At 63.5% G+C, this 22,237-nt stretch carries 23 protein-coding genes and 1 other RNA gene; 11 read left to right on the forward strand and 13 right to left on the reverse strand.

Annotation, left to right across the window (positions count from 1 at the left end; translation table 11 throughout):
• Window positions 1-23: 23 nt before the first annotated feature.
• The gene (locus tag FJ972_RS14735) at window positions 24-221 is read right to left on the reverse strand and encodes a hypothetical protein (RefSeq protein WP_140495286.1); all 198 of its coding nucleotides are present in this window, start codon (window positions 219-221) and stop codon (window positions 24-26) included.
• A 147-nt stretch (window positions 222-368) separates the two neighbouring features.
• The gene (locus FJ972_RS14740; protein ID WP_140495288.1) at window positions 369-854 is read right to left on the reverse strand and encodes a thioesterase family protein; all 486 of its coding nucleotides are present in this window, start codon (window positions 852-854) and stop codon (window positions 369-371) included.
• Window positions 855-1,069: 215 nt separating this feature from the next.
• On the opposite strand from FJ972_RS14740, the gene FJ972_RS14745 reads away from it, so the two are divergent.
• Window positions 1,070-2,485 carry an FAD-binding oxidoreductase gene (locus FJ972_RS14745; RefSeq protein WP_140521185.1) on the forward strand — a complete coding sequence of 472 codons (1,416 nt, stop codon included), beginning with the start codon at window positions 1,070-1,072 and terminating at the stop codon, window positions 2,483-2,485.
• A 99-nt stretch (window positions 2,486-2,584) separates the two neighbouring features.
• The gene (locus FJ972_RS14750) at window positions 2,585-3,106 is read left to right on the forward strand and encodes a hypothetical protein (RefSeq protein ID WP_140521184.1); all 522 of its coding nucleotides are present in this window, start codon (window positions 2,585-2,587) and stop codon (window positions 3,104-3,106) included.
• Window positions 3,107-3,218: 112 nt separating this feature from the next.
• Here the strand turns inward: FJ972_RS14750 and FJ972_RS14755 are convergent, their stop codons facing one another.
• Window positions 3,219-4,202 (reverse strand): Dyp-type peroxidase, encoded by a 984-nt coding sequence (locus tag FJ972_RS14755; protein WP_140521183.1) that lies wholly within the window; start codon window positions 4,200-4,202, stop codon window positions 3,219-3,221.
• A gap of 224 nt (window positions 4,203-4,426) precedes the next feature.
• Here FJ972_RS14755 and FJ972_RS14760 point away from each other — a divergent pair, with 224 nt between their 5' ends.
• Window positions 4,427-8,269: an AsmA family protein gene (locus tag FJ972_RS14760; protein ID WP_140521182.1), complete on the forward strand. Its 3,843-nt coding sequence runs from the start codon at window positions 4,427-4,429 to the stop codon at window positions 8,267-8,269.
• Window positions 8,270-8,315: 46 nt separating this feature from the next.
• On the opposite strand, the gene FJ972_RS14765 is transcribed toward FJ972_RS14760, so the two are convergent.
• The 4 genes from FJ972_RS14765 to FJ972_RS14780 all read right to left on the reverse strand — a co-directional run bounded on the left by FJ972_RS14765 (window position 8,316) and on the right by FJ972_RS14780 (window position 10,540).
• Window positions 8,316-9,203 carry a sigma-70 family RNA polymerase sigma factor gene (locus FJ972_RS14765; RefSeq protein WP_140521181.1) on the reverse strand — a complete coding sequence of 296 codons (888 nt, stop codon included), beginning with the start codon at window positions 9,201-9,203 and terminating at the stop codon, window positions 8,316-8,318.
• Window positions 9,204-9,236: 33 nt separating this feature from the next.
• Window positions 9,237-9,542 carry a hypothetical protein gene (locus FJ972_RS14770; protein WP_140521180.1) on the reverse strand — a complete coding sequence of 102 codons (306 nt, stop codon included), beginning with the start codon at window positions 9,540-9,542 and terminating at the stop codon, window positions 9,237-9,239.
• Between the two features lie 267 nt (window positions 9,543-9,809).
• Window positions 9,810-10,055: a DUF982 domain-containing protein gene (locus FJ972_RS14775; RefSeq protein ID WP_140495302.1), complete on the reverse strand. Its 246-nt coding sequence runs from the start codon at window positions 10,053-10,055 to the stop codon at window positions 9,810-9,812.
• A 38-nt stretch (window positions 10,056-10,093) separates the two neighbouring features.
• A complete protein-coding gene (locus tag FJ972_RS14780; protein ID WP_140495304.1) occupies window positions 10,094-10,540 on the reverse strand; it encodes a MarR family winged helix-turn-helix transcriptional regulator in 447 nt (148 codons plus the stop codon).
• 148 nt (window positions 10,541-10,688) lie between these two features.
• Here FJ972_RS14780 and FJ972_RS14785 point away from each other — a divergent pair, with 148 nt between their 5' ends.
• Window positions 10,689-12,482 (forward strand): chloride channel protein, encoded by a 1,794-nt coding sequence (locus FJ972_RS14785; protein WP_140495306.1) that lies wholly within the window; start codon window positions 10,689-10,691, stop codon window positions 12,480-12,482.
• A 12-nt stretch (window positions 12,483-12,494) separates the two neighbouring features.
• On the opposite strand, the gene FJ972_RS14790 is transcribed toward FJ972_RS14785, so the two are convergent.
• The 4 genes from FJ972_RS14790 to FJ972_RS14805 all read right to left on the reverse strand — a co-directional run bounded on the left by FJ972_RS14790 (window position 12,495) and on the right by FJ972_RS14805 (window position 14,308).
• Window positions 12,495-12,716: a ribbon-helix-helix domain-containing protein gene (locus FJ972_RS14790; protein WP_140495308.1), complete on the reverse strand. Its 222-nt coding sequence runs from the start codon at window positions 12,714-12,716 to the stop codon at window positions 12,495-12,497.
• Between the two features lie 7 nt (window positions 12,717-12,723).
• Window positions 12,724-12,921, reverse strand: a complete 198-nt coding sequence (locus FJ972_RS14795) for a DUF4169 family protein (protein ID WP_140495310.1) — start codon at window positions 12,919-12,921, stop codon at window positions 12,724-12,726.
• Window positions 12,922-12,939: 18 nt separating this feature from the next.
• Complete coding sequence (locus FJ972_RS14800) at window positions 12,940-13,473, reverse strand: SspB family protein (protein WP_140495312.1); 534 nt, start codon at window positions 13,471-13,473, stop codon at window positions 12,940-12,942.
• Between the two features lie 145 nt (window positions 13,474-13,618).
• Entirely contained in the window at window positions 13,619-14,308 is a 690-nt protein-coding gene (locus tag FJ972_RS14805; RefSeq protein WP_140521179.1) for a TetR/AcrR family transcriptional regulator, read from the reverse strand.
• Window positions 14,309-14,494: 186 nt separating this feature from the next.
• Here FJ972_RS14805 and FJ972_RS14810 point away from each other — a divergent pair, with 186 nt between their 5' ends.
• Entirely contained in the window at window positions 14,495-15,700 is a 1,206-nt protein-coding gene (locus FJ972_RS14810) for a multidrug effflux MFS transporter (protein WP_140516527.1), read from the forward strand.
• A gap of 64 nt (window positions 15,701-15,764) precedes the next feature.
• On the opposite strand, the gene FJ972_RS14815 is transcribed toward FJ972_RS14810, so the two are convergent.
• Window positions 15,765-16,316 (reverse strand): AAA family ATPase, encoded by a 552-nt coding sequence (locus FJ972_RS14815; protein ID WP_140521178.1) that lies wholly within the window; start codon window positions 16,314-16,316, stop codon window positions 15,765-15,767.
• 115 nt (window positions 16,317-16,431) lie between these two features.
• Window positions 16,432-16,792, reverse strand: a transfer-messenger RNA (tmRNA) gene (gene ssrA / locus FJ972_RS14820).
• Window positions 16,793-16,959: 167 nt separating this feature from the next.
• Here ssrA and FJ972_RS14825 point away from each other — a divergent pair.
• From FJ972_RS14825 to FJ972_RS14850, 6 genes are all read left to right on the forward strand, one after another.
• Window positions 16,960-17,271: a DUF2853 family protein gene (locus tag FJ972_RS14825; protein ID WP_140495320.1), complete on the forward strand. Its 312-nt coding sequence runs from the start codon at window positions 16,960-16,962 to the stop codon at window positions 17,269-17,271.
• Window positions 17,272-17,574: 303 nt separating this feature from the next.
• Entirely contained in the window at window positions 17,575-18,369 is a 795-nt protein-coding gene (locus FJ972_RS14830; RefSeq protein WP_140521267.1) for a thymidylate synthase, read from the forward strand.
• Window positions 18,370-19,099: 730 nt separating this feature from the next.
• On the forward strand, window positions 19,100-19,894 hold the full coding sequence (modA, locus tag FJ972_RS14835) for a molybdate ABC transporter substrate-binding protein (RefSeq protein WP_140521177.1): 795 nt from the start codon (window positions 19,100-19,102) through the stop codon (window positions 19,892-19,894).
• A gap of 15 nt (window positions 19,895-19,909) precedes the next feature.
• The gene (modB, locus tag FJ972_RS14840; RefSeq protein WP_140521176.1) at window positions 19,910-20,614 is read left to right on the forward strand and encodes a molybdate ABC transporter permease subunit; all 705 of its coding nucleotides are present in this window, start codon (window positions 19,910-19,912) and stop codon (window positions 20,612-20,614) included.
• A complete protein-coding gene (modC, locus tag FJ972_RS14845) occupies window positions 20,611-21,723 on the forward strand; it encodes a molybdenum ABC transporter ATP-binding protein (RefSeq protein WP_140521175.1) in 1,113 nt (370 codons plus the stop codon). The genes modB and modC overlap by 4 nt, the downstream gene beginning before the upstream one ends.
• A 91-nt stretch (window positions 21,724-21,814) precedes the next feature.
• Entirely contained in the window at window positions 21,815-22,156 is a 342-nt protein-coding gene (locus FJ972_RS14850; protein WP_140495328.1) for a winged helix-turn-helix domain-containing protein, read from the forward strand.
• The last annotated feature ends 81 nt before the right edge of the window (window positions 22,157-22,237 follow it).

A 22,237-nucleotide genomic window follows, 5' to 3' on the forward strand; every position in this document is an offset into this window, starting at 1 on the left:
AAGTGGCCGCTCTACCCGCAGCGTCAGGCGTGGCCGCGCTTCATGCGGGCCTGCTTAAGGATGACGCGCCAGCGGATCATGTCGAAGGGGATCGGCTCATTGTTGTTGGCGATGTGGAAGATCTCGTTGTTGACGTTCTTCAGCGAGCGCCAGAAATCATAGTCGGTAATGCGCGGATCGGCGGCGAGCCTGTCCACCTCGACTTTGATATCGGTTTTCATGCACGTCCCCCGAATCGGCTATGCCCCGCCGCCCGTGTCGCTACTTCGATGCGGATCGTTTTCGAACGGCCCGCTGAGTCGCGCAACGGTCCAATCGGCTTGTTCCCGTTAAAACCTCGGTAAGGTTAACGCGCGCCCCGGGCGGGTTCAAGCCGTCTTGCGTTTGATGCCGATCGAGCGGCCTGCGCGTTCGGGCATCGGCAAGGCTGCGTGAGCGGCGCGCATCGCTTCGATCTTGGCCAGCACGTCGGCGGGGAAGGGGGCTACCTTGGGCCCGGACATGTCGACATGCAGTGCAAGCTGCTCGGACGTGGCGGCGAGCCAGCCGTCGGCATGGCGGATTTCCTGGTAGAACCGCAGCCGCTTCTCGTCATGGTCGATGAGCTGGAAGGAGACCGTGACCTTGTGGTCGAGATGCAGTTCCTGCACGTAGCAGACATGGACTTCGGCGGTGTAGATGGTGAGGCGACGGTTCTTGACATAGTCCAGCCCCATGCCCATCGCCTCGAAGGCTTCATCCGAACAGCGGTCGAACAGGACGTTGTAGTAGGCCATGTTGAGATGGCCGTTATAATCGATCCAGTCCTTCTCGATAGCCATTGGCTGAGAAACAAAAGGGGCGGGGATCGGCATGGCAACTTCCTTGTTCTGGTGCTGGACAGAGCGTGGTTGTAAGAGCGGTTCATCGTTTCACGGAAACGTCGGACCGCCTCTTTGATACAATTCCCCAGGGAAAGCGCTAGGCGCTTTTCCGGGGAAAACCGCTTCACACTTTTCCTGGAATTGCGTTAGGCATCATCCATAAATGCATGACAAGCATGGACACTGGTCCATTCGCGGAGGAATTCATGGCCCTGAGCGACCTCAATCCGGTCGAGCGCAACGAAGAAGGCATCGCCGCCGTGCTCGGCATCCTCAAGCAGCGGTTTGGCGAGCGCTTTCAGACCGGCCAGGCGGTTCGCTCCCAGCATGCGCATACGACAACCTACATCCCGACGCAGGCGCCGGACGGCGTCGTCTTCCCGGAAACGACCGCCGAGGTACAGGAGATCGTGCGCGCCTGCGCCGCGCACCGCGTGCCGGTGATCGCCTTCGGCGTCGGCTCCTCGCTCGAAGGCCACACCAACGCGCCGGGCGGCGGCATCTCGGTCGACACTTCCCGGATGAACCGGATCCTCTCGGTCAATCCGCAGGATCTCGACTGCACGGTCGAGCCCGGGGTGACTCGCGAGGATCTCAACCGGCATCTGCGCGACACCGGCCTGTTTTTTCCAATCGATCCCGGCGCCAATGCCTCGCTGGGCGGCATGGCGGCGACACGGGCCTCAGGCACCAACGCGGTGCGCTACGGTACGATGCGCGAGAACGTGCTATCGCTGACGGCCGTCATGGCCGATGGCGAGGCGGTGACCACTGGCAAGCGGGCAAAAAAGAGCTCGGCCGGCTATGACCTGACACGGCTGCTGGTCGGCTCGGAAGGCACGCTCGGCATCATCACCTCGCTGACCTTGAGGCTGCAAGGGATTCCGCAGGCGATTTCCGGTGGTGTCTGCCCGTTTCCGAGCGTCGAAGCGGCTTGCAACGCCGTCATCGCGACGATCCAGATGGGCATTCCGGTGGCGCGCATCGAACTGGTCAACGCGCTGCAGATGCGGGCGATGAAGACATATTCCAAGCTCGACTATCCCGAAAGCCCGTGCCTGTTCGTCGAATTCCATGGCAGTGATGCCGGCGTTGCCGAGCAGGCCGAGACCTTCGGCATGATCGCCGAGGAGAATGGCGGCGGACCGTTCCTGTGGACCAGTGTCGCCGAGGAGCGCACCAAACTTTGGAAGGCCAGACATGACGCCTATTGGTCGTCGCTGACGCTGCGGCCAGGCGCCAAGGGCCTGTCGACCGACGTCTGCGTTCCGATCTCGCGTTTTGCCGAATGCGTCACCGAAACCGAGGCCGATATCGCCGAAATGGGGCTTGTCGCGCCGATCGTCGGCCATGCCGGCGACGGCAATTTCCACGTCCTGGTGCTGATGGACGTGAACGACCCGAAGGAAATCGCGCTGTCGGAAAAGTTCGTGGCGCGGCTCAACATGCGGGCCATCGCCATGGAGGGCACCTGCACCGGCGAGCACGGCATCGGCCAAGGCAAGATCGGCTTCCTGCGCCATGAGCTCGGCCACGGCGTCGACATCATGCGCACGATCAAGCAGGCGCTCGATCCGCTCGATATCATGAACCCGGGCAAGATCCTGCCGGCTGCCGAGTAGACGCCGTCATCGGCTCGTCTTGACCCCACCTCCAATCGGGCCGAGACTCCGTGTGCTGAAGGCCCAGAAGACGGGCAACCCAAGCGGAGGAGTGGTGTCATGGCGATTTCACGCAAGGAAGAAGCGCGCGCGCTGAGTGCCGACGAACACGAGCTGGTGGAAAAATCGCACCATCCGGCGGTCCAGGACCTTTCCGACGCCGATCTGTCCGGCCTCGTCAAACGCCTGCGGGAGCGGCGCGACAAGGCGCAGACCGAGGCGCGTCGACGCCGGCGCGAAATCCGGGGCAAGGGCACACCGAAAGGGGCTGTCGCTTCAAAGGCCGATGGCGGCTCTCAGTTGAAGCTTGCGGTGCTGGCGATGGCCATGCGGCGGTTGAATGGCGAGGCCGAACGGCGCCGCCAGTTGACGGCGCGCGTCTCATTGGTCGACAGCGCGCGCAAGGCGCTGGCCCTGAAGCAGAAAGCGCCGACGGATGGTCCAGCGTTCAACGCGCGCACTGCGCACAAGGGCATGCGAGCGGTGGCAAACCAGAGGACGCCGAATCTGGTTCGGCCGGCCGAGCTCGGCCGACAACGCAAAGCGGCCAAGGTGGCGCAGGCAAAGCGCGACGCGCGTTGAATTCGCACTGATGACGCCGATGATCGCGTGCTGATCTCCGCAGCACGCCGAAGCACGACAAACGCTTCTCCGCCGGCACGTGGTCGACAGGCCGCTTTGCTGTGTGCGTCGTTTACCGAGTGGCCAACTTCTCTGGCGCTGCTTCGGCAAGCACCTGCAGCATCGGCCGTGTCGGTGCGAAGAATGTCGTGCCGGTGTGAGGGGTGGAGAAATCAAGCAGCCGGTCGTAGGCGCCGGGCGGATCGCCGACATACATGCGCTGCAGCATCTTCTCGATCACCCAGAGATATCTCGAATAGCCGATGAAGTAGGTGCCGAATTCCCGTTGCCCCGGCCGGCCGAACGGCATGTTGTCGCGCAATATGTCATGTTCGGTGCCGTCGGCATCCTCGATGGTGGCGAGCGACTTGTGCGATTTGCGCGGCGCTTCGTCATCATCGATTTCGATGTTGTCGATCTTGGTTCGGCCGATGATCGCCTCCTGCACGGGCGTGGGGATTCGCGCCCACGCCTGGAGATCGTGCAGGTATTTTTGAACGACGACATAGCTGCCGCCGGCAAAATCGGGATCTTCGTCGCCAACGAGCGCCGAGGCGGGCAGATCGAGGCCGGTGGGGTTGGCTGTGCCGTCGACGAAACCGAGCAGGTCGCGGGCATCGAAATAACGGAAGCCCGAGACTTCGTCGACGACGGTCACGCCGGGACCAAGCCTGTCCAGCAGGATACGCTCGAACTCGAAGCACATGTCGGGCCGCTCGGAGCGGATATGGAAGAGAAGGTCGCCCGGCGTGGTGGGCGCGGCGTGAACCGCTCCCTTGATCGGCGCGAACCGCTTCAACTCCGCCGGCCGCCGGCCGGGGCTGAGCCGGTTCCATAGATCGTGGCCGATGCCGGCGATGCAGGACAGGCGGCCGCCGAGGTCGCGGAACCCGACAGTCTTGACCATGTCGTCAAGGTCGCCGAGCACGGAACAAACCCTTGCGAGAACCGGCTGTTCATCGGCTATGGTGACGACAAGGAAAATCGCTGATTGCGAAAGCGGCGCGTCGACGCTCTGCGCATCGATCGGCACACGGTCCCAGTTCTTCCCCGACATCCCCAATTCTCCGCTTTTCCAGGATTGTTTCAGACGATCCCGGATCGGAAAACGCCGCGACCGAAACAGGGCGAGGACGCCCAAAGCAAGGTATCGCGATCAAGAGCGACCGCGCAACATCGAACGCCGTCCATGGTTGTCGCCGACGACGATCGAATTGCCTCTTTATCGACACGCGGATGCAGGTAGAGTGCGGCTGATTTCAACCAAACCGTTCGGAACTGATGCTCGCACGCCTGTTCGTGATCTTTGGTGGCCTGTTCGTGCTGGTGCTGTGCGCGGCGCTGGTGGGGCCGTATTTTGTCGACTGGTCCGGCTATCGGGCGCAGTTCGAGCGCGAAGCGAGCGCCATTCTCGGCCGCAAGGTGACCGTGCAGGGCGACGCCACGGCGCGCTTGTTGCCGTTTCCGTCGGTAACCTTCTCCAATGTCGCCGTTGCCGGCGGCCCCGCCGGCCAGCCGGCGATGACCGTCGAGACGTTTTCGATGGATGCGGAACTGGCGCCGTTCCTGCGTGGCGAGGTGCTGATTTTCGACATGCGGCTGGTGCGGCCGAAAGCGACGATCGACATCGCCGCCAATGGTACCGTCGACTGGGCGATGCGGCCGTCCTCGCCCTTCAATCTCAACCAGATCTCGATCGAGAAGCTGACGGTGACGGAAGGGCAGATCGAGTTGCGTCATGCCGCCGGCGGACGCAGCCACACCATGTCCGAGATCAATTCGACCATTTCGGCCAAATCGCTGGCGGGCCCGTGGCGCATGGATGGCACGTTGAGGTTCGACGGCCTGCGCACGACGGTTGCCGCCACGACCGGCAAGGCCGAAGCCAACGGCCAGATGCGGTTTCGGCTCAAGGCCGATCCCGACGCGTATCCGCTGGTCATCGAAACCGACGGCAACGCCGGCATCGTCAACGGTGCCGCCATCTACTCCGGACAGTTCAAGATTTCCGGCGCCGATAAGAACTCAGCCCAGTTGCGGGGCACCGATGGCGAGACGGTGAAGGTCGGCACCGGCAAGTCCAATCCCGGCTTTCGGGTTAACGGCAAGTTCGCGCTCGATCACCAGAAGCTCGGCATCGATGAATTCCGCTTCGAGACCGGACCCCTCGACAATCCCTATACCGCCGACGGCAAGGCCTCGATCGATCTCGGCCAGAAGCCGAGCTTCGCCATCGAGGCCAATGGCGCGCAGGTGCAGTTCGACGAGGCCGTGGGTGCGGCGGCAGGCGCCGGCCTGACACTGGATCACCGCATTGCCGGACTGGAACAGGCCTTGCTCGACCTGCCTAAGCCGACCATTCCCGGAACGGTCGAGGTCAGGTTGCCGGCCGTGGTGGCCGGTGACACCACGGTTCGCGACGTTCATCTTTCCGCCGAGCCGGTCGATGGCGGCTGGTCGGTGAAATCGCTCGCCGCGACACTGCCCGGCCGCGCCACGCTGGAGGCCGACGGCCTGCTCAGCGTCGAGAACCATTTCGGCTTCACCGGTTCGCTGCTGCTGGCGGTGGCGCAGCCTTCCGGCTTCGCTGCCTGGTTGTCGAAGGACGTCGACGAGGCGATCCGGCGTCTGCCCGCCGCCGGCTTCCGGGCTAAAGTCGATCTCTCCGAAAAGCGCCAGGCCTTCAGCGATCTCGAACTGGTCCTGGGCAAAGCGACGTTTTCCGGCCGCATCGATTCCAGCCAGCCCGACGACGCCAGGCCCTCGGTGCTGATGCGGCTGGAAGGCGGCGATCTCGATGTCGACGGGCTAGCGGCCTTCGCTTCGATCTTCATCAGCGACAAGGGCGCCAACCGATTTGCCGATCGCGACCTCGATTTCCAGATCAAGGCGGGACCGGTCAGTGCCGGAGGCTTGACCGCCGACACGGTCGACACCGCGCTCAGGCTGCGCGACGGGCTGCTTGAGATCGACCGACTGTCGGTGGGCGGGCTGGCCGGCGCGTCGATCAGCGCCACAGGCCGGATCAAGGATTTTCCGGCGAGCCCGACCGGCAAGCTTGACGCCTCCGTGGTCGCCGTCGACCTGAAGCCGCTGATAGACGTGGCGGCGCAGCATTATGCCGACAATGCCGTGCTCAAGGGACTGGCAAGCCGCGCCGCTGCTTATCCCGACCTGTTCCAGGATTCGCGCGTCGATCTTGTGGTGAGTGCTGCCGACAATGGCGACGGCACAACAGGGCTTGCTGTGAGCGGGCAAGGCAAGGCCGGCGGATCGTCCTTTTCCGCCTCGCTGTCGGGGAAGGGAGCGGTCGACAAGTTTCTTGAAGCGCCTGTGGCGCTGACCTTCAATGCCAGGAACCCCGACGCCACAGCGCTGCTGGCACTTTACGGCTTGCCGGCGCTGCCGCTCGGCATGCTCGGCGAGGCAAGCACCGACATCCAGGCCAAGGGCACGCTGGGCGGCGGCCTTGCGACGAGCTTCAGCCTTGCCGGCAACGACTTCAACGCCGGTTTCGACGGCACCGTAGCCGACACGCCCCAAGGTCCGGTCGCGAAGGGCAAGGTCAGCCTCGATGCGGCCGACATCGAGCCCTGGCTGATGACATCGGGCATAGGCCTGCCGGGCATGGGGACAGGCACGTCGACGTCGCTCACCGCGCAGGCCGATTACGGCAACGGCCTACTGGTGCTCTCCGGCCTCAACGCCGCCATCAACGAAGCTGCGGTGTCGGGTGACGTGAACATCGACGTCAAGGAGGGGATTGACGGCAAGGATGGCGTGCCGCATCTGGCCGGCTCACTGGCGCTCGACGAACTTGATCTCGACCCGATCGCGGTGGCGCTGTTCGGCGATTCCGCGTTCACGGACAAGAGCGGAGACAATAAAGGCGGTGTGTGGCCGTCGGCCCCGTTCAGCCAGAAATCCAGCCTTCCATTCACGGCCGATCTCGACTTGACCACGGCTTCCCTTGCCGCAGGGCCATTCGCGACCGCCTATGACGCGGCCTTGTCGCTGAAGCTCGACCGGGAAGGCATCCGCGTGTCCGATCTCAAGGCGAAATTCCTTGGCGGTGCGCTGACAGGCCTGTTCGAATTGAAAAACAATGACGGCACTGGGCTTTTCACCGGCCAGATGAAGCTCGCGGGTGCCGATTTGCCAGCCGTGCTGCCGGATGCCGGCATCGACGGCAAGGGGGATGTCTCGGCGGCGTTTTCGACAAGCGGCAAATCGGTCGACGCGATGATCGCCGCTCTGTCGGGTTCGGGCACGGCGGCGCTGAAGGGCATCACGGTCGCCGGCGTCAATCCGGATGCGTTCAGCACCTTCCTCGCCAAGGCCGACGCGATCGGCCGCGATATCGATGCAGCCAAGACAGCCGGCTTCGCCCCTGCTATCGCGGCAGATGGCAGTTTCGCGGCAAAGGATACCGACATCGCCTTCACCATTGCAGGTGGCACGCTACGGGCGCCGCCGATCAGCCTCGAAAATCCTTCGGCGACCTTGTCCGCCGATATCACGGCGGACCTCAATGCCGATACGGTCTCCGCCAAGGGCGCGGTCACCTACCGGCCCGGCGACGAAGCGCTCGTCGGTTCCGAACCGGCGATGAATTTCAGCGTCGAGGGGCCGTTCGGCGCCGTCAAACGGCAGTTCGACAGCGAACCGCTGGCGCAGTTCCTGACCCAGCGCGCGCTCGAGAAGGAGCAGCAGCGGGTCGAGGCGATGCAGGCCGCGTTGCTGGAGAAGCAGCGGCTGCGGCGCGAGGTGCGCTATTACGCTGCGTTGCAGGACCAGCGCGACAAGGCGGCCGAGGAGCTGCGACAGCAGGAGGAGGCGGCGCGGCTGAAGGCCGAGGCCGACGCCAAGGCGAAAGCCGAGGCGGAAGCTCAGGCGCGGGCCGAAGCAGAGGCCAGGGCCAAAGCGGATGCCGAGGCAAAGGCCGAGGAGGCGATGCGGACCGCCTCGCAGGAGAAGGCAAGGCTGGAAGCAGAGCGCAAGGGCGCCGAGCAGGCGCCGAACCCGGAACGGGCGCCGCCGCCGGTGGCCAACGACAATCCGCCTCCGGCCAAACCGCAGTTCAATCCGTCTACGATCGACAATTTGCTGAAGTCTTTGCAGTAGGGCAGTAGGGCAGTAGGGCAGTAGGCAGGGGATTTCCCTCGATCGTTCAAAGAACGAGCAGTTCGGCGCTGTCGGCGACGTAGCGGGCGTGACGAAAATCGCGGATGGCGGCAAGCTTGCCCTCCTGCCAGACCAGCAGGATGAAATAGGCTGGTCGCGCAGCCGGGTCGTTGCCGTCGTGAACGAGGACCACCGGCCTGTCCTCGACGAATCCCGGCACGAAACGCCAATCGCGGAGGCGGGAATAGTTGTGGAAATAGGTAGCCACTTCGTTGGGTCCGGTAAACCGCGTCCTGGCCACCAGCTCCAGGCGAACTTCATCGGCGAGCATGTCGCGCACGGCGTCGAAATCACGGGCGTTGAAGCGATCGATATAGGCTTCGAGCAACAGGCGTTCGGAGACGCCCAGCCTGGGAACCGGCCGATCCTCGGGCTCGGCGGCGAGCTGGCGCAGGCGGCCGCGGCCACGATGCAGCGCCGCCTTGACGGCCGGGACGCTGGTGTCCAGCGCGGCGCTGATCTCTTGCAGCGAATAACCCAGAACGTCCATCATGATGACGCTGCTGCGCTGCGCGACGGGCAGGCGCATGAAGGTGTGCAGGCCGGCGGCAGCGGCCTGACGGTCGAAGGTGGCGTTGGCCGGGTCGACGATCATGTCCGGATCCTCATCGGAAAAGGCCTTTTCGCGGGCTCGCCGGCGCAGAAAATCGAGTGCCGTGTTGTGCGCGATGCGGAACAGCCAGCCCTCCGGATTTGCGATCTGGCCGGCGTTCGGCAAAGCCTCGAACGCCTTGGCCAGCGCTTCCTGCAACACGTCCTCGCCGTCAAAGACGGAACCCGTCATGCGCGCGCAATAGCGGTGCAGCTTTGGGCGCAACTCCCCAAACAGGCGTTCGATGAGCGCGCGGTGCTCGCCAGGAATGAGGATGTTCATACGCCCGTCGTTCTCTACATCGCTTGATCGCGCCTACTGGTCCAGCATCCGGTAACTGCCTACTACCGTCATCGCCTCGCGATGCGGAGGCTCGATGCAGCGATCCCTGATGCCGTTCTGAAAAGTCGCGAATGCCGCTAGCCCCGGAAGGGTGCCGGCCTGCTCCTCGGTTGCCGCCTCGACCAGATGGAAGAAGGTACCGTCGCCGGACCGCCATGTCATGTAGCGAAACCCTTCGGGCGATTTATCCCGCAATTCCCGGAACACGGCCTTGACCAGCCGCTCGTTCTCGTCGACCAGCTCCGGTTTGGTCCTGTAACGTATCAAATGGTGTTTCATCTTGTCTGTTCCTTTGCCGGCCCTGCACCTTGCAGGTCGCTCATGTCCGAGACGAAGCGGCGGAGCCAAAGGATTCGGGGTTTCCGGAATTTTTTTATGCGGCCCCTTATGTCCCATCTTCCCGATGGTAGCCGGGCTTCGCAAAAGTTGAATGGACGACGGCGCGTTGCTGACGGCTGTCGCGATCTCATCGTGCGCTCACCGTCGATCGAGGACGGTATGTCGGGCCGGTGGTTGGGCCAACAACGCCCAGGCCATGCGCGGCAGTTATTCGACCAGAATGCGCGCTTCCCTCGCGGCTTCGACAAAAGCATCCCTGGCGGTATCGGCCGATACGCCGCCGTTCATGGCCTGCCGGCACGCCCGCAGCGCAGCCTTATGCTTGATGCTTCCCGCATCGCGCCAGTGATTGGTGAGAAGGTCGAGAGCTTGTTCGGCATTGGACAGATTTCGAACGTCGCCAGTAACGCCTGTGGAAACCGGGACTGCCTTGGAAAACCAGATGTTGTACATGGCATAGCCTCCATTCAGCTAGGTTGCGAAACTTGTCTCTAGAGCGTGTCGCGGTCCTTTCGGGCGAGCACGCTCCTCAGCATGGGTTCGATGCGCGAAAGCTCGTCGAGATGCACGGCCGACAAGTCGGCGAGGCAGGCATCGGCCCGCTCGGTCAGTTGCAGCAGCACCTTGCGCTGGTCCTCCTTGTCCTGATCTCTGACGATCAGCCCGGCCTCGCACAGGCGGTTGACCAGTTCGACGGCGCTATGATGGCGGATGCGCAAGCGTTCGGCGAGGTCGCCGATAGCTACCGGGCCTCCGCCGGGAAAACCCTTTATGGCGAGCAGTGCCTGATGTTGGCGCGGCGTCAGACCGGCGTCTTCGGCCTGTAGCTGGCTGAATTCCAGGAAGCGGCGGATCAGATAGCGGAACTCCGACAGCCGCTGGTAGTCGGCCTGGCTGATGGCGGGGCGGGGTTCTTTCGGATGCGACATATCAGACATGTGTTGTCATTCCGGCCAAAGCTCAAACGATTTCGGGCCAGGCCCGCTTGAATATTTATATCGTATTACGATACATAGCGGCCGGCAAAGCCGTTTTGACGGTTTGCCGATCCTCCAACAGCGACACGCCACGGAAAGCAGGCAGGCAATGAAGACCGAACAGGGCAGTCCCGGACATCTGCGCGATTTCACCACCGACGCCAGGGTGTTGCTGATCGCGGGCATCGCGGTGGTGGTGGCGACGGCCGGGCTGTTTGCCGGCATCATCCTGCTGAAATTGATCCGGCTCGCCACCAACGTCGCCTATTTCGGTCAATTCACGCTCGCCGATCTGAGGCTGGAGGACACGCCGCTTGGCTATGCCGCGGTCGCCGTGCCGGTGATCGGCGCACTCATTATCGGCCTGATGGCGCGCTACGGCAGCGAGAAAATCCGTGGCCACGGCATTCCCGAAGCGATCGAAGCGATCCTGCTCGGGCGCTCGCGACTGGACGCCAAGGTCGCAGTGCTGAAGCCGCTGTCGTCGGCGATCTCGATCGGCTCCGGTGGACCGTTCGGCGCCGAGGGCCCAATCATCATGACCGGCGGCGCCATCGGCTCGCTGATCGCGCAGATGCTGCCGGTCAGCGACAATGAGCGCAAGACGCTGCTGGTGGCGGGCGCCGCCGCGGGCATGACCACCGTGTTCGGAACGCCGATCGCCGCCATCATGCTGGCGGTGGAGCTGCTTCTGTTCGAATGGACGCCGCGCAGCTTCATTCCGGTGGCGGTGGCTGCCATCGTGGCGGAGGTCGAGCGCACCATGCTGCACATGCCGGGACCGATCTTTCCGTTTCAGGGCGGCATGGCGATTTCCTTTGCCGGTCTTGGCGGTTGGGTCCTGATCGGTATTGCGGCCGGCCTCCTGTCTGCCTTGCTGACGCAGATGGTCTATGCCTGCGAGGACGGTTTCCAGAAACTGCCGATCCACTGGATGTGGTGGCCGATGCTCGGCGGCCTCGTCGTCGGCATTGGCGGCCTGATCGAGCCGCAGGCGCTCGGCGTCGGCTACGACAACATATCCAACATGCTGGACGGCCGCACGATTGCGACGGCAGCACTCCTGTTGTTGGTGGTGAAAGCGGTCATCTGGTCGGTGGCGCTGGGCTCGGGAACGTCGGGCGGCGTGCTGGCGCCACTGCTGATCATGGGCGGCGCGATGGGCGCGGTGCTCGCCGGCTTCCTGCCGGCGGCCGATCCCGGCTTCTGGGCGCTGCTGGCGATGGCGGCGACCATGGGCGGCACGATGCGCGCGCCGCTGACGGCGACCTTCTTCGCGGTCGAATTGACCGGCAACACGCATGTGCTGGTGCCGCTGATCGCGGCCTGCGCCGCCGCCCATGCGGTGACGGTGCTTTTGATGAAACGTTCCATCCTGACCGAGAAGATCGCCAGGCGAGGGCATCATCTGGTGCGCGAATACCGGGTCGATCCGTTCGCGCTGACCAGGGTGCATGAAGTGATGACCACGCAGGTCCAGAGCGTGCCGGCGACGATGACGCTGCATGGCGCAGCGGCATTCCTGACTGCGCCGGAGACGCGTCATCCGAGCTTCCCGGTCATTGACGGCAACAGGCAGGTGCTCGGCCTCATCGATCCACCGGCGATTCTGCGCTGGCGGCGTGCCGGCAAGCACCGGACGACGACGCTCGGCGACTTGCTGGCCGGCAGCAAGGTGACGCTTGCCTATCCCGATGAATATCTGGAAGGCCTGTCGGACAAGCTCCTGACGGCCAACGTGTCGCATCTGCCGGTCGTGGCACGCGACGACGGAACGCTGGTCGGTTACGTCGGCTGGAAGGACCTGATGCGCGTCAGATCCAGGAAGCAGGCGGAAGAGCGCGATCGCACGGCCCTGCTGGGGTTCGGCACCCGCCGCGGGAAACAGGAAGGCACTGCCTGACGGAGCCAGGCGTCAGGCGCGGCCGCGCTTCGCCCAGGCCAGTACATGGATCCGGAGCGCCGAGGACAGATTGGTGTCACGCGGCCGGTTTTCGTCGACTTCCGCGACCAGCGCGGCAAGGGTCAGATTGCGCGCGGCGGCGATGGCGACAAGGTCGTCAAAAAACGGCTTTTCGAGCGAATAGCTGGTGCGGTGGCCACGGATCGTCACCGAGCGTTTTTCGACCGGGCTCACCTGGAGCTCATTTGGGGTCCGGATCGGGCGACGGTTGACGCCGATGGCCCGCGACGAAGAACTCGGCCTTTTCGGCAACCAGGCGGTCGCGTTCCTTCTCTGCCCCGGAGCGGCCGTACAGGGCGCGGTTCTGGCTGGCCGTGCGTTCCTTCTCCAGCCTTGCCTTCTGCTTGCGAGCCTGGCGCAGATTGACGATGTCGGCCATGACGCGCGACCCGAAGGCTTATTTCTTGCGGAAGGCGTCGAGCGAGACGACTTCGGCGCCCTTGGCGGCATCGGCATCGGCCGCCTTCTTCTCGGGTTCGGCGGCCTTCTTCTCCGCCTTCGGCTTTTTCTCGGAGACGATGGCGAGCGGTTCGGACGCCGGCTGGGAAGCTGGTTCGTCATCTGACTGGCCTTCGGTCTTGACGTCGAATTCGAGTTCGAAGTTAACCGACGGATCGTAGAAGCCGCGCACCGCCGAGAACGGGATTTCGAGTTTTTCCGGCACGTCCGAGAAGGAGAGCCCGACCTCGAAACCGGTCTCGGTGACCTTCAGGTCCCAATACTGGAACTGGATGACGATGGTCATCTGCTCCGGATAGCGCTCGCGCAGCCGCGAAGACACGCGCACGCCCGGCGCGCCGGTCAGGAAGGTGATGAAGAAATGATGGTTGCCGGGGAGGCCGGTGCGCGCGACCTCGGCCAGGACCTTGCGCATGACGCCGCGCAACGCCTCCTGGGCCAGAATGTCATAGCGGATGTGGTCGTCGGCCATGTGGCGGTCGGGTTCCGTTGAATCGTCCGCATAGCTGTAATCAAGCTTGAGCGCGGCGTAAACCGCATATAGACCGCCGCCGCGAGGAAGCGAGGACGATTGCCGAGATTTGATCGCGGAAGCCGGCTTGCGTCACCCGCAAATGTCACGCGTTGGCAAGCGCGGCGTGTTTCTTGACGCCGGTCGGGGAGGGGCGCTTGCCGAAAGCGCGCAGGAAGGTGCGCACGCCATTTGTCGCCGATTGCACGACCTCGTCCTCGGCCGGGGTGCCGCCGAGCATGAAGGTCGTCTGCAATTCAGCATTGACGAGGCCGAGGAACTGCCGCGCCGCGACGTCGGGGTCGTCGATCGCGAGGTAACCGCCATAGGCAAGGCGGGCGAAGCGGGCGGCGATTGCCGGCCATGTCCTGCCAGGACCCTGTTCGCGCCATTCGGCGAACAGTTCGGGGTAGCGCTCGCCTTCGGTCTGGATCAGCTTGCGCAGGAATTTTCCGTCGCGGTTGCAGATGCAGTTCTGGTTCAGGCGCACGGCAAAGCCGATCAGATCCGCTTCCAGATCCCTCGGCTGGTCCGGGAACGTGGCGATGGTGGCGAAGATGCCGGCATTGCAGCGCTCGGTGAGATCGCGGACTACGGCGATGAAGAGCTTTTCCTTGTCGCCATGGTGGTTGTAGACGGTCTGGCGCGAGACACCCGCCTCGGCGGCGATCAGGTCGATATTGGCGCCGGCAAAGCCCTCGCGGCAGAACACGGAAGCGGCTGCGTCGACCACCGAGATGCGCTTGGCCTCGTGGCTGCGTGGCGGGAAACTGTCAGGAGAAACACCCGGTCTCATGAAAATCTATATAGAGGTGATTGACGATTTAGACAAGACTGTCTAAATTTGTGGACACGCTATAAGGGGTTCACCTCTGGACAGGCGAACAATTCGCTCTCGGAGAGTCGGAATCCCACGGGATCGAACGTCCTGGGGTCAGACGTCGCCTTGCGGCGGCAACCAGATTCGAAAGAAGCCAACATCATGAGTCCCAAATTCCTCCGCATCGCGGTCGTGCTCGGCCTGTTGTCCGCCATCGGGCCCTTCGCCATCGATATGTATCTGCCCGCATTGCCCTCGATCGGCGCGGATCTCAACGCCGGCACCGCAGCCGTGCAGATGAGCCTTTTGATCTTCTTCCTGTCGATGGGCTTCGGCCAGATCGTCGTCGGGCCGATCTCCGATATGGTCGGACGCAAGCTGCCGCTCTATGGCGGTCTTGCGCTGTTCATGGTCGGCGGCGTCGGTTCGGCATTGGCGCCGACCATCGAATGGCTGATCGCCTTCCGTTTCCTGCAGGGCCTTGGCGCCAGCGCCGGCATGGCCATTCCGCGCGCGATCGTGCGCGACCTGCACACTGGCAACGAAGCCGCCAAGCTGATGTCGTTGCTGATGCTGGTGTTCTCGGTATCGCCGATCCTGGCGCCGCTGACCGGCAGCCAGATCATCGAGAGTTTCGGCTGGCGCGCCGTGTTCTGGACCGTCACGGCCGCAGCGGTGCTGGCAACCATCCTGCTCGCGACCTCGCTCAAGGAGACGCGGCCGGCTGAAGAACGCGCCGGTTCTTCCTTTGGCACCGCCCTTTCAGGCTACCGTTTCCTGATGGGGGACCGCAATTTCCTCGGCCTGGTGGCGATCGCGGGCTTCGGCATTGCGAGCTTCTTCGTCTATCTGTCGAGCTCGTCCTTCATCCTGATCGACCATTACGGCCTGTCGCCTTCGGTCTATAGCGTGTTCTTCTCGATCAATGCCGTCGCCTTCATCGGCATGTCGCAGCTCACCGGCCTGCTTTCCGAGCGTTTCGGGCTCAAGCGGGTGGTGTGGGTGGCGGTGACCGGCTACGCCACGACGATGGTGGCACTGTTCGCTGTCATGGCTTCCGGTGTGGACCGGCTGGATGTGATGGCGGCGCTGCTGTTCGTCGGCTATGGCTTTCTCGGCCTGGTCATTCCGACCACCTCGGTATTGGCCATGGAGGAGCATGGCGAGATCGCGGGCACGGCTTCGGCGCTGATGGGCACGCTGCACTTCGCCATCGGTGCGCTCGCCATGGGTGTCGCGGGCATCTTTTTCGACGGCACGCCGTTGCCGATGGTCGCCGGCATCACGCTCTGCGCGGTGATCTCCTTCACCCTGGCCAAGATCACGCTCGGCCGTTCGCGCGAGGCTGTCGAAGCGCCGGCGGAGTAGGCAATCGCCAATAAATTGAAAGAGGCCGGGAAATTGAAAGAGGCCGGGGCGATCCCGGCCTTTTTCATGCCAATCCCGTTTCGTCCAGCATGAAGCGCAGCCGTGTCTCGACAGGCGCCAGGGGCAGCCGTACCAGTTCATAACCGAGTTCGGCATAGACGCCGACCAGCGCGTGACAGGTACGCTCGGCTTCGTCGAGCGTTTGCTTGCGTTCTTCATCCTGCGTGAAGATTTCGGGCCAAGGCGGGGCAACGAAGACACGAGGGTTGTAGCGGCAACGCTTCGCTGCGATGCCGACGTGATCGGGCACCGGCAGACCGCTGAGGCGGAGATAGCCCAGCGTGTCGGGCACGCCACGATCGAGGAAGACCGGTCCTTCCTGTTCGATCGCGGCTTGGTACGAGCGCATCTCCCAGGACAGCATCAATTCGGCAAACAATGCGCGATCGCTCCAAGGCAAAGCGGAGCCGCCAATGGCGGACTGGTCGCGAATGATGCCGCGTCCGGCCTCGACCGAGGTGGCGAACCCTGCACGGCGCAAGGCTTCGATCAGTGCGGTCTTGCCGGAGCCCGGACCGCCGGTCAGCACGAAGAATCGGTCGGAATTGTTTTGCATTTTTTACCCATGTCGAAGGAGGCACGCGGCTCCACTGCGTCGCCTCCCATGGGCCGACCGAAGTCTAGCCGGCGCGAGCGTGCCGTTGCGCGTGATGCCGATGAAAAGGGGGAGAAGTGGAGGTTTCTGTTGCCAGGTACCTCCGAACCCCGCCTAGAAGTGCGAACCCCTAGGGCTTGATTTGAAGCTATCGCACTGCATTAAGCAGCGAGACGTGCTTCCGCATAGTTGTCGTTGGCAACTATAAGTTTAGCCCGATGACGGTGGTACAATGCCGGGCAAAAGTACGATCTTTACACCTTCGTCGATCCTATTTCGCCCCCAGCAAAAGCCGCTCCGTCTTCCAGAGCGGTTTTTGGTGGAGGCGCCGGGTACCGCCCCCGGGTCCGAACGGCTTATTTCATCGCCAGTTTATCGCCATAGTCGGTCAAGCCGACGAAGCGAATATAGGGGTCCATCGCCAGAAATGAAAGACCGCAATGTGCTTTGTCCCTGTGTCAAAATGCGACGCGGCAGGGTTGACTTGGGAACGGTCTCAACCGAAGCTTTGCCGCGGTGAGGAGTTACCGACCGAGCGCACGAGTTGCGGAGCGCGCCACAGCCCTCATCGACCGGATCCGTGGCGCCGACGAGGGGAATTTTGATGGCCGACTATCTTGCAGACGTGAAGAAATACGACGCCGCGGCGAGTGCGGAAATTGTTGAGAAGATCGTCAAGCATCTGGGCATCGCGCTCAGGAACCGCGACTCCTCGCTGGTGTCCTGCACCGATCCCAAAGAACTCGAGCGCGTCCGGGAAAACTGGGTCGGCAAGAAGCTCGGCGTCGCCGATGCGGCGAAGGCAGATGCTGCGATCGAGAAGACCTGCAAGGCGATGGCCGCAGACAACACCAAGAATCGAGTGACTTTTTACTACCTCGTTGCCAAGGACCTGGGAAAGCTCGGTTCGCTCTGAGAATTCCGTGCTCGCGCGGTTGCTGAGGCGCGCCGCTGGTTTGTAACGGGCACGGCTTGTGCTGCCCCTCATCTGGCTGCCGCCATCTTCTCCCCGTATAGAGACGGGGAGAGGAATGCTGTCACCGATGGTTTCGCCAATTGCCGGCGTTGCAAGACGGACACCGAGGCTGCGGCCAGTTTGCTTGGATGTCGGCGCAGACGCCGAAACAGTGATGAGGCAAGCGTCGCCTGCGCCGTTTTGATGTGTTCGGCCGCCTGTCTAGCAGCTATAATGCTCGCACAATCGAATCGAGCCGAACCGATGCGCCAGTATCTCGACCTTCTGCAGCACGTGCTGGATCATGGCGCCGACCGCGGCGACCGCACGGGCACGGGCACGCGCTCCGTGTTCGGCTACCAGATGCGCTTCGACCTGGCGCGCGGCTTTCCCGTCACCACCACCAAGAAGCTGCACCTGAAATCGATCATTCATGAGCTTTTGTGGTTCCTGGCCGGCGAAACCAATATCAAATATCTGACCGACCATGGCGTTTCCATCTGGGACGAATGGGCTGACGAGAATGGCGACCTTGGCCCCGTCTATGGCAAGCAGTGGCGTTCCTGGCCGGACGGCCATGGCGGGTCGATCGATCAGATAAACAATCTTGTGAAAGAGATACGCCGCAATCCTCAATCGCGGCGGCTGATCGTTTCGGCCTGGAATCCGGCCGAGGTGGAGGCGATGGCGTTGCCGCCATGCCATTGCCTGTTCCAGTTCTACGTCTCGGAAGGCCGGCTTTCCTGCCAGCTTTACCAGCGTTCCGGCGACATCTTCCTCGGCGTGCCGTTCAACATCGCCTCCTACGCCCTGCTGACGCTGATGGTGGCGCAGGTGACCGGCCTGAAGCCCGGTGATTTCGTCCATACGCTCGGCGACGCGCATCTTTATTCGAACCATTTCGAGCAGGCGCGCGAGCAACTTCGGCGCACGCCAAGAACGCTGCCGACCATGTGGATCAACCCTGAAGTGAAGGATCTCTTCGCCTTCCGCTTCGAGGATTTCCGGCTGGAAAACTATGTCGCCGACGCGACGATCAAGGCGCCGATCGCGGTCTGAACCGCCGGCGCAACCTTGCCGACCTTGATGTCTCGAGGCCGTGGCGATGGTGGTGCCTCGCCGGTACGTCGTTTTGATATCTTTTCGACAAGATCGGTCGACCTTACCCTCAGGCCAGGAGATTTCCGGGGAGGCGTCCATGCGACTGTCAGCAGCGGTATTTGCGCTCGTCTTTGTCTTCGCTTTCAATGCCCACGCATTTGCCGAGTGCGGGTGTGAATGCATCAACAACAGCATGAAGCCGTTCTGCGACGATCCAGCTGCGAAGCTGCCAAACTGTCCCCGCGCGACTTGCAAGCCCGCTGACGCAGAGGGGAATGACCTTCCCGCAAGCGCCATATCAAGCGAGACGCGGTATGTCTGCAAAGTGCGGATGGTGAAGACGCCGGAAGGCTCGTTTCGACACACACTTATCTGCATTTAGACATTGTCTCGCCTCTCCCAATAGATCACGGCGGCGACAGCTATGTCGCCCAAAAGTGACCGCAGTTTTGGGGGAACGACGCGCTTTAGAGGATTTCAGCGTTGGTTCCGTCGAGGGCAACGGGTGCCGATTTTCTTGTGACGTCTTCGTCTGCCTTTCGCTGTATCCGTGCTGGTCTATCGCAGGTCGCGAGGACGCCGCGCATTCAATGGCGACGCTGTGCGAAAAACCTTTCCTTGTTATATTCATCCGGATATATCGGATGGCAGGCTTCGAGCAGGCCGGATGTCAACTCAGGGAGAGTTCATGACGCGCAACGGTTTTGCAGTGGCGGCGGTCGCCATTGGCGGCTTCGCGGCGGCGTGGACGGCAGCAGTGCCGGCGGCGCGCGCGCAAGACGAGGTCGTGGTGTTTGCGGCCGCCAGCCTCAAGGACGCGCTCGACGCGGTCAACAAGGCCTGCGCGGCTGATGTCGGCGAAGCGGCGACCATCTCCTACGCGGCGAGTTCGGCGCTCGCCAAGCAGATCGAAAGCGGCGCGCCGGCGGACGTCTTCATCTCGGCCGATCTCGACTGGATGAAGTATCTTTCCGACAGGAAGCTGACCAAGCCCGCTACCGAAGTGAAGCTGCTCGGCAACCAGATCGTGCTGGTGGCGCCGAAGGATTCGGGCGTTGAAGCCAAGATCGAAAAGGGTTTTGATCTGGCCAAGCTGGTCGGCGACGGCAAGCTCGCCATGGGCGACCTCAAGGCTGTGCCGGCCGGCAAATACGGCAAGGCCGCGCTTGAATCGCTCGGCGTCTGGTCCTCGGTCGAGGGCAAGGTGGCGCAGGCCGAGAATGTGCGTGCGGCACTCAAGCTGGTCTCGACGGGCGAAGCGGCTCTCGGCATCGTCTATGCCACGGACGCGCATGCCGAAAAGGGCGTCAAGGTGGTTGGTGTTTTCCCCGAGGATTCACATCCGCCGATCATCTATCCGGTTGCCCAAACGGCTGATTCGAAGGACAAGGACACGCCTGCCTTCCTGAAGTGCCTGCGGACGGCAAAGGCATCGGATCTATTCAGGGAGCAGGGTTTCACGGTCCTTGCGCCTGTCAACTAGGATAGCCACCTGCGCATGAACTGGCTGCTGGACCTCACTCCCGACGAATGGAATGCGGTCCGGCTGTCCATCAAGGTGGCGACAGTGGCGATGATCGCCAGCCTGCCGCCGGGCATAGCGATAGCGCTGCTCCTGGCGCGCGGCCGCTTCTGGGGCAAGACGCTGCTCAACGGGCTGGTGCACCTGCCGCTGATCGTGCCGCCCGTGGTGACCGGCTATCTCCTGCTTCTGACCTTCGGCAAGCGCGGGCCGGCCGGCGCATTCCTGGCCGAGCATTTCGGCATCGTCTTTTCCTTTCGCTGGACGGGTGCGGCTCTTGCCTGCGGCGTCATGGGTTTTCCGCTGATGGTGCGGGCGATCCGATTGTCGATCGAGGCCGTCGACCGCAAGATGGAGGCGGCGGCCGGAACGCTCGGCGCCAGCCCGCCATGGGTGTTCGGCACCATCACCTTGCCGCTGATCCTGCCCGGGCTGATCGCCGGCGCCATCCTCTCCTTCGCCAAGGCGATGGGCGAGTTCGGAGCGACGATCACCTTCGTCTCCAACATCCCGAACGAGACGCAGACGCTGCCGTCGGCAATCTACACGTTCACCCAGGTGCCGGGCGGCGATGCCGGAGCGCTTCGGCTGACGCTGATCTCGATCGTCATCTCGATGGCCGCCCTGGTGGCCTCGGAAGTGTTGGCGCGGCGCGTCGGCCGGCGGATGGACATCGAATGACGGTCCTTGTCGACATCCGCCATCGGCTCGGCGATTTCCCCCTCGACATCCGCTTCGAGAGCGCCGGGCGGCTGACGGCGCTGTTCGGGCCCTCCGGCTCGGGCAAGACGACGCTGATCAATATGATTGCCGGGCTGATCCGGCCCGACCAGGGACGCATCGAGGTCGATGGCCGTGTGCTGGTCGACACGGCCAAGGGCATTTTCGTGCCGAAGCACAGGCGCCGGATCGGCATGGTGTTCCAGGACGCGCGTCTGTTTCCGCATATGAGCGTGGCGAGCAATTTGCGCTATGGCCGCTGGTTCACGCCGGCGGCGGAGCGTTATGCCGAGATCGACGCCGTCGTCGAATTGCTCGGCATCGAGCCGCTGCTGGCGCGGCGGCCGGCAAAGCTCTCGGGCGGCGAGAGGCAGCGCGTCGCGATCGGCCGGGCGCTGCTCGCCAGCCCCCGGCTGTTGCTGATGGACGAGCCGCTGGCCTCGCTCGACGAGGCGCGCAAGGCCGAAATCCTGCCCTATGTCGAGCGCCTGCGCGACGAGACCAAGATCCCGATCGTCTATGTCAGCCATTCGATCGCCGAGGTGGCGCGGCTGGCGAGCGACGTGGTGATGCTGGCGCGAGGCAAGCTTGCCGCCAGCGGCCCGACCACGGCTGTCATGCAAAGGCCGGACCTTCTGCCGGCGGAGGAGCGCGGCGAGGGCGGCGCGGTGCTGGACACCAGCGTACTGCAGCATGACGAGGTTTTCGGCATGACGGTGCTTGGCTCGAACGCCGGCGAGATACGCGTGCCCAAGCTGGCGGCGATGGTGGGCGCGCCGGTGCGTATCCGCGTCCGCGCGCGCGACGTCATGATCGCCACCGAACGGCCGTCGGGTCTCAGCGCGCTCAACATCCTGGCCGGCACGATCGTCGCGATCAGGCCGGGCGAGGGGCCGACGGTCGAGATCGGTATCGACTGCAACGGCGCGACCGTGCTGGCACGGGTCACCGAACAGTCGCGGCAGGTTCTGAAGCTGCGGCTCGGCGGACAGGTCTTCGCCGTGATCAAGACGGTGAGTTTCGACCAGGCAAACACCGGGGGCGGGCTGCCCGCGGAGGCGGACGGCTGAGACGACGAGCGGGTCTCTGCGCTATATCGATTTGGAATAGCGAGGCCGCCAGGGACGCTCTAACATGGCGGCGTGATCGCGGAGGAAGACAATGCCGTCGCTGAGCTTGCGGATAAACCTCGACCCCGACGGGCGCATCGGGCCGGGCAAGATCGAATTGCTGGAGCAGATCGCCGCCTTCGGTTCGATCTCGGCCGCCGCGCGCGGCATGGAGATGTCCTACAAGCATGCGTGGGACTTGGTCGAGGACATGAACCGGGTGTTCGGCAAGCCGCTGGTGGCCGCGCAGACCGGCGGCCGCAAGGGCGGCGGCGCGCAACTGACGGCGGTGGGCCTGGCCGTAGTCAGCCGTTTCCGCGCCATCGAACGCGCGGCGGCTTCGGCGGCCGCGACGCATATGGAGGCGTTGCAGGCGGAGATTGAGGAGGGGTAGGGCAGTAGGGCAGTAGGGCAGTAGGGCAGTAGGGCAGTAGGGCAGTAGGGCAGACCAACTCGGGCGCGTCGAATTTTTCGT

This window comes from Mesorhizobium sp. B2-1-1 (assembly GCF_006442975.2).
Lineage (GTDB): Bacteria > Pseudomonadota > Alphaproteobacteria > Rhizobiales > Rhizobiaceae > Mesorhizobium.

Bases quoted from the DNA above. Each gene is read 5' to 3' on its own strand.
- FJ972_RS14735 (WP_140495286.1), bottom strand. From the start codon at position 221: ATGAAAACCGATATCAAAGTCGAGGTGGACAGGCTCGCCGCCGATCCG.
- FJ972_RS14740 (WP_140495288.1), bottom strand. From the start codon at position 854: ATGCCGATCCCCGCCCCTTTTGTTTCTCAGCCAATGGCTATCGAGAAG.
- FJ972_RS14745 (WP_140521185.1), top strand. From the start codon at position 1,070: ATGGCCCTGAGCGACCTCAATCCGGTCGAGCGCAACGAAGAAGGCATC.
- FJ972_RS14750 (WP_140521184.1), top strand. From the start codon at position 2,585: ATGGCGATTTCACGCAAGGAAGAAGCGCGCGCGCTGAGTGCCGACGAA.
- FJ972_RS14755 (WP_140521183.1), bottom strand. From the start codon at position 4,202: ATGTCGGGGAAGAACTGGGACCGTGTGCCGATCGATGCGCAGAGCGTC.
- FJ972_RS14760 (WP_140521182.1), top strand. From the start codon at position 4,427: ATGCTCGCACGCCTGTTCGTGATCTTTGGTGGCCTGTTCGTGCTGGTG.
- FJ972_RS14765 (WP_140521181.1), bottom strand. From the start codon at position 9,203: ATGAACATCCTCATTCCTGGCGAGCACCGCGCGCTCATCGAACGCCTG.
- FJ972_RS14770 (WP_140521180.1), bottom strand. From the start codon at position 9,542: ATGAAACACCATTTGATACGTTACAGGACCAAACCGGAGCTGGTCGAC.
- FJ972_RS14775 (WP_140495302.1), bottom strand. From the start codon at position 10,055: ATGTACAACATCTGGTTTTCCAAGGCAGTCCCGGTTTCCACAGGCGTT.
- FJ972_RS14780 (WP_140495304.1), bottom strand. From the start codon at position 10,540: ATGTCTGATATGTCGCATCCGAAAGAACCCCGCCCCGCCATCAGCCAG.
- FJ972_RS14785 (WP_140495306.1), top strand. From the start codon at position 10,689: ATGAAGACCGAACAGGGCAGTCCCGGACATCTGCGCGATTTCACCACC.
- FJ972_RS14795 (WP_140495310.1), bottom strand. From the start codon at position 12,921: ATGGCCGACATCGTCAATCTGCGCCAGGCTCGCAAGCAGAAGGCAAGG.
- FJ972_RS14800 (WP_140495312.1), bottom strand. From the start codon at position 13,473: ATGGCCGACGACCACATCCGCTATGACATTCTGGCCCAGGAGGCGTTG.
- FJ972_RS14805 (WP_140521179.1), bottom strand. From the start codon at position 14,308: ATGAGACCGGGTGTTTCTCCTGACAGTTTCCCGCCACGCAGCCACGAG.
- FJ972_RS14810 (WP_140516527.1), top strand. From the start codon at position 14,495: ATGAGTCCCAAATTCCTCCGCATCGCGGTCGTGCTCGGCCTGTTGTCC.
- FJ972_RS14815 (WP_140521178.1), bottom strand. From the start codon at position 16,316: ATGCAAAACAATTCCGACCGATTCTTCGTGCTGACCGGCGGTCCGGGC.
- FJ972_RS14825 (WP_140495320.1), top strand. From the start codon at position 16,960: ATGGCCGACTATCTTGCAGACGTGAAGAAATACGACGCCGCGGCGAGT.
- FJ972_RS14830 (WP_140521267.1), top strand. From the start codon at position 17,575: ATGCGCCAGTATCTCGACCTTCTGCAGCACGTGCTGGATCATGGCGCC.
- modA (WP_140521177.1), top strand. From the start codon at position 19,100: ATGACGCGCAACGGTTTTGCAGTGGCGGCGGTCGCCATTGGCGGCTTC.
- modB (WP_140521176.1), top strand. From the start codon at position 19,910: ATGAACTGGCTGCTGGACCTCACTCCCGACGAATGGAATGCGGTCCGG.
- modC (WP_140521175.1), top strand. From the start codon at position 20,611: ATGACGGTCCTTGTCGACATCCGCCATCGGCTCGGCGATTTCCCCCTC.
- FJ972_RS14850 (WP_140495328.1), top strand. From the start codon at position 21,815: ATGCCGTCGCTGAGCTTGCGGATAAACCTCGACCCCGACGGGCGCATC.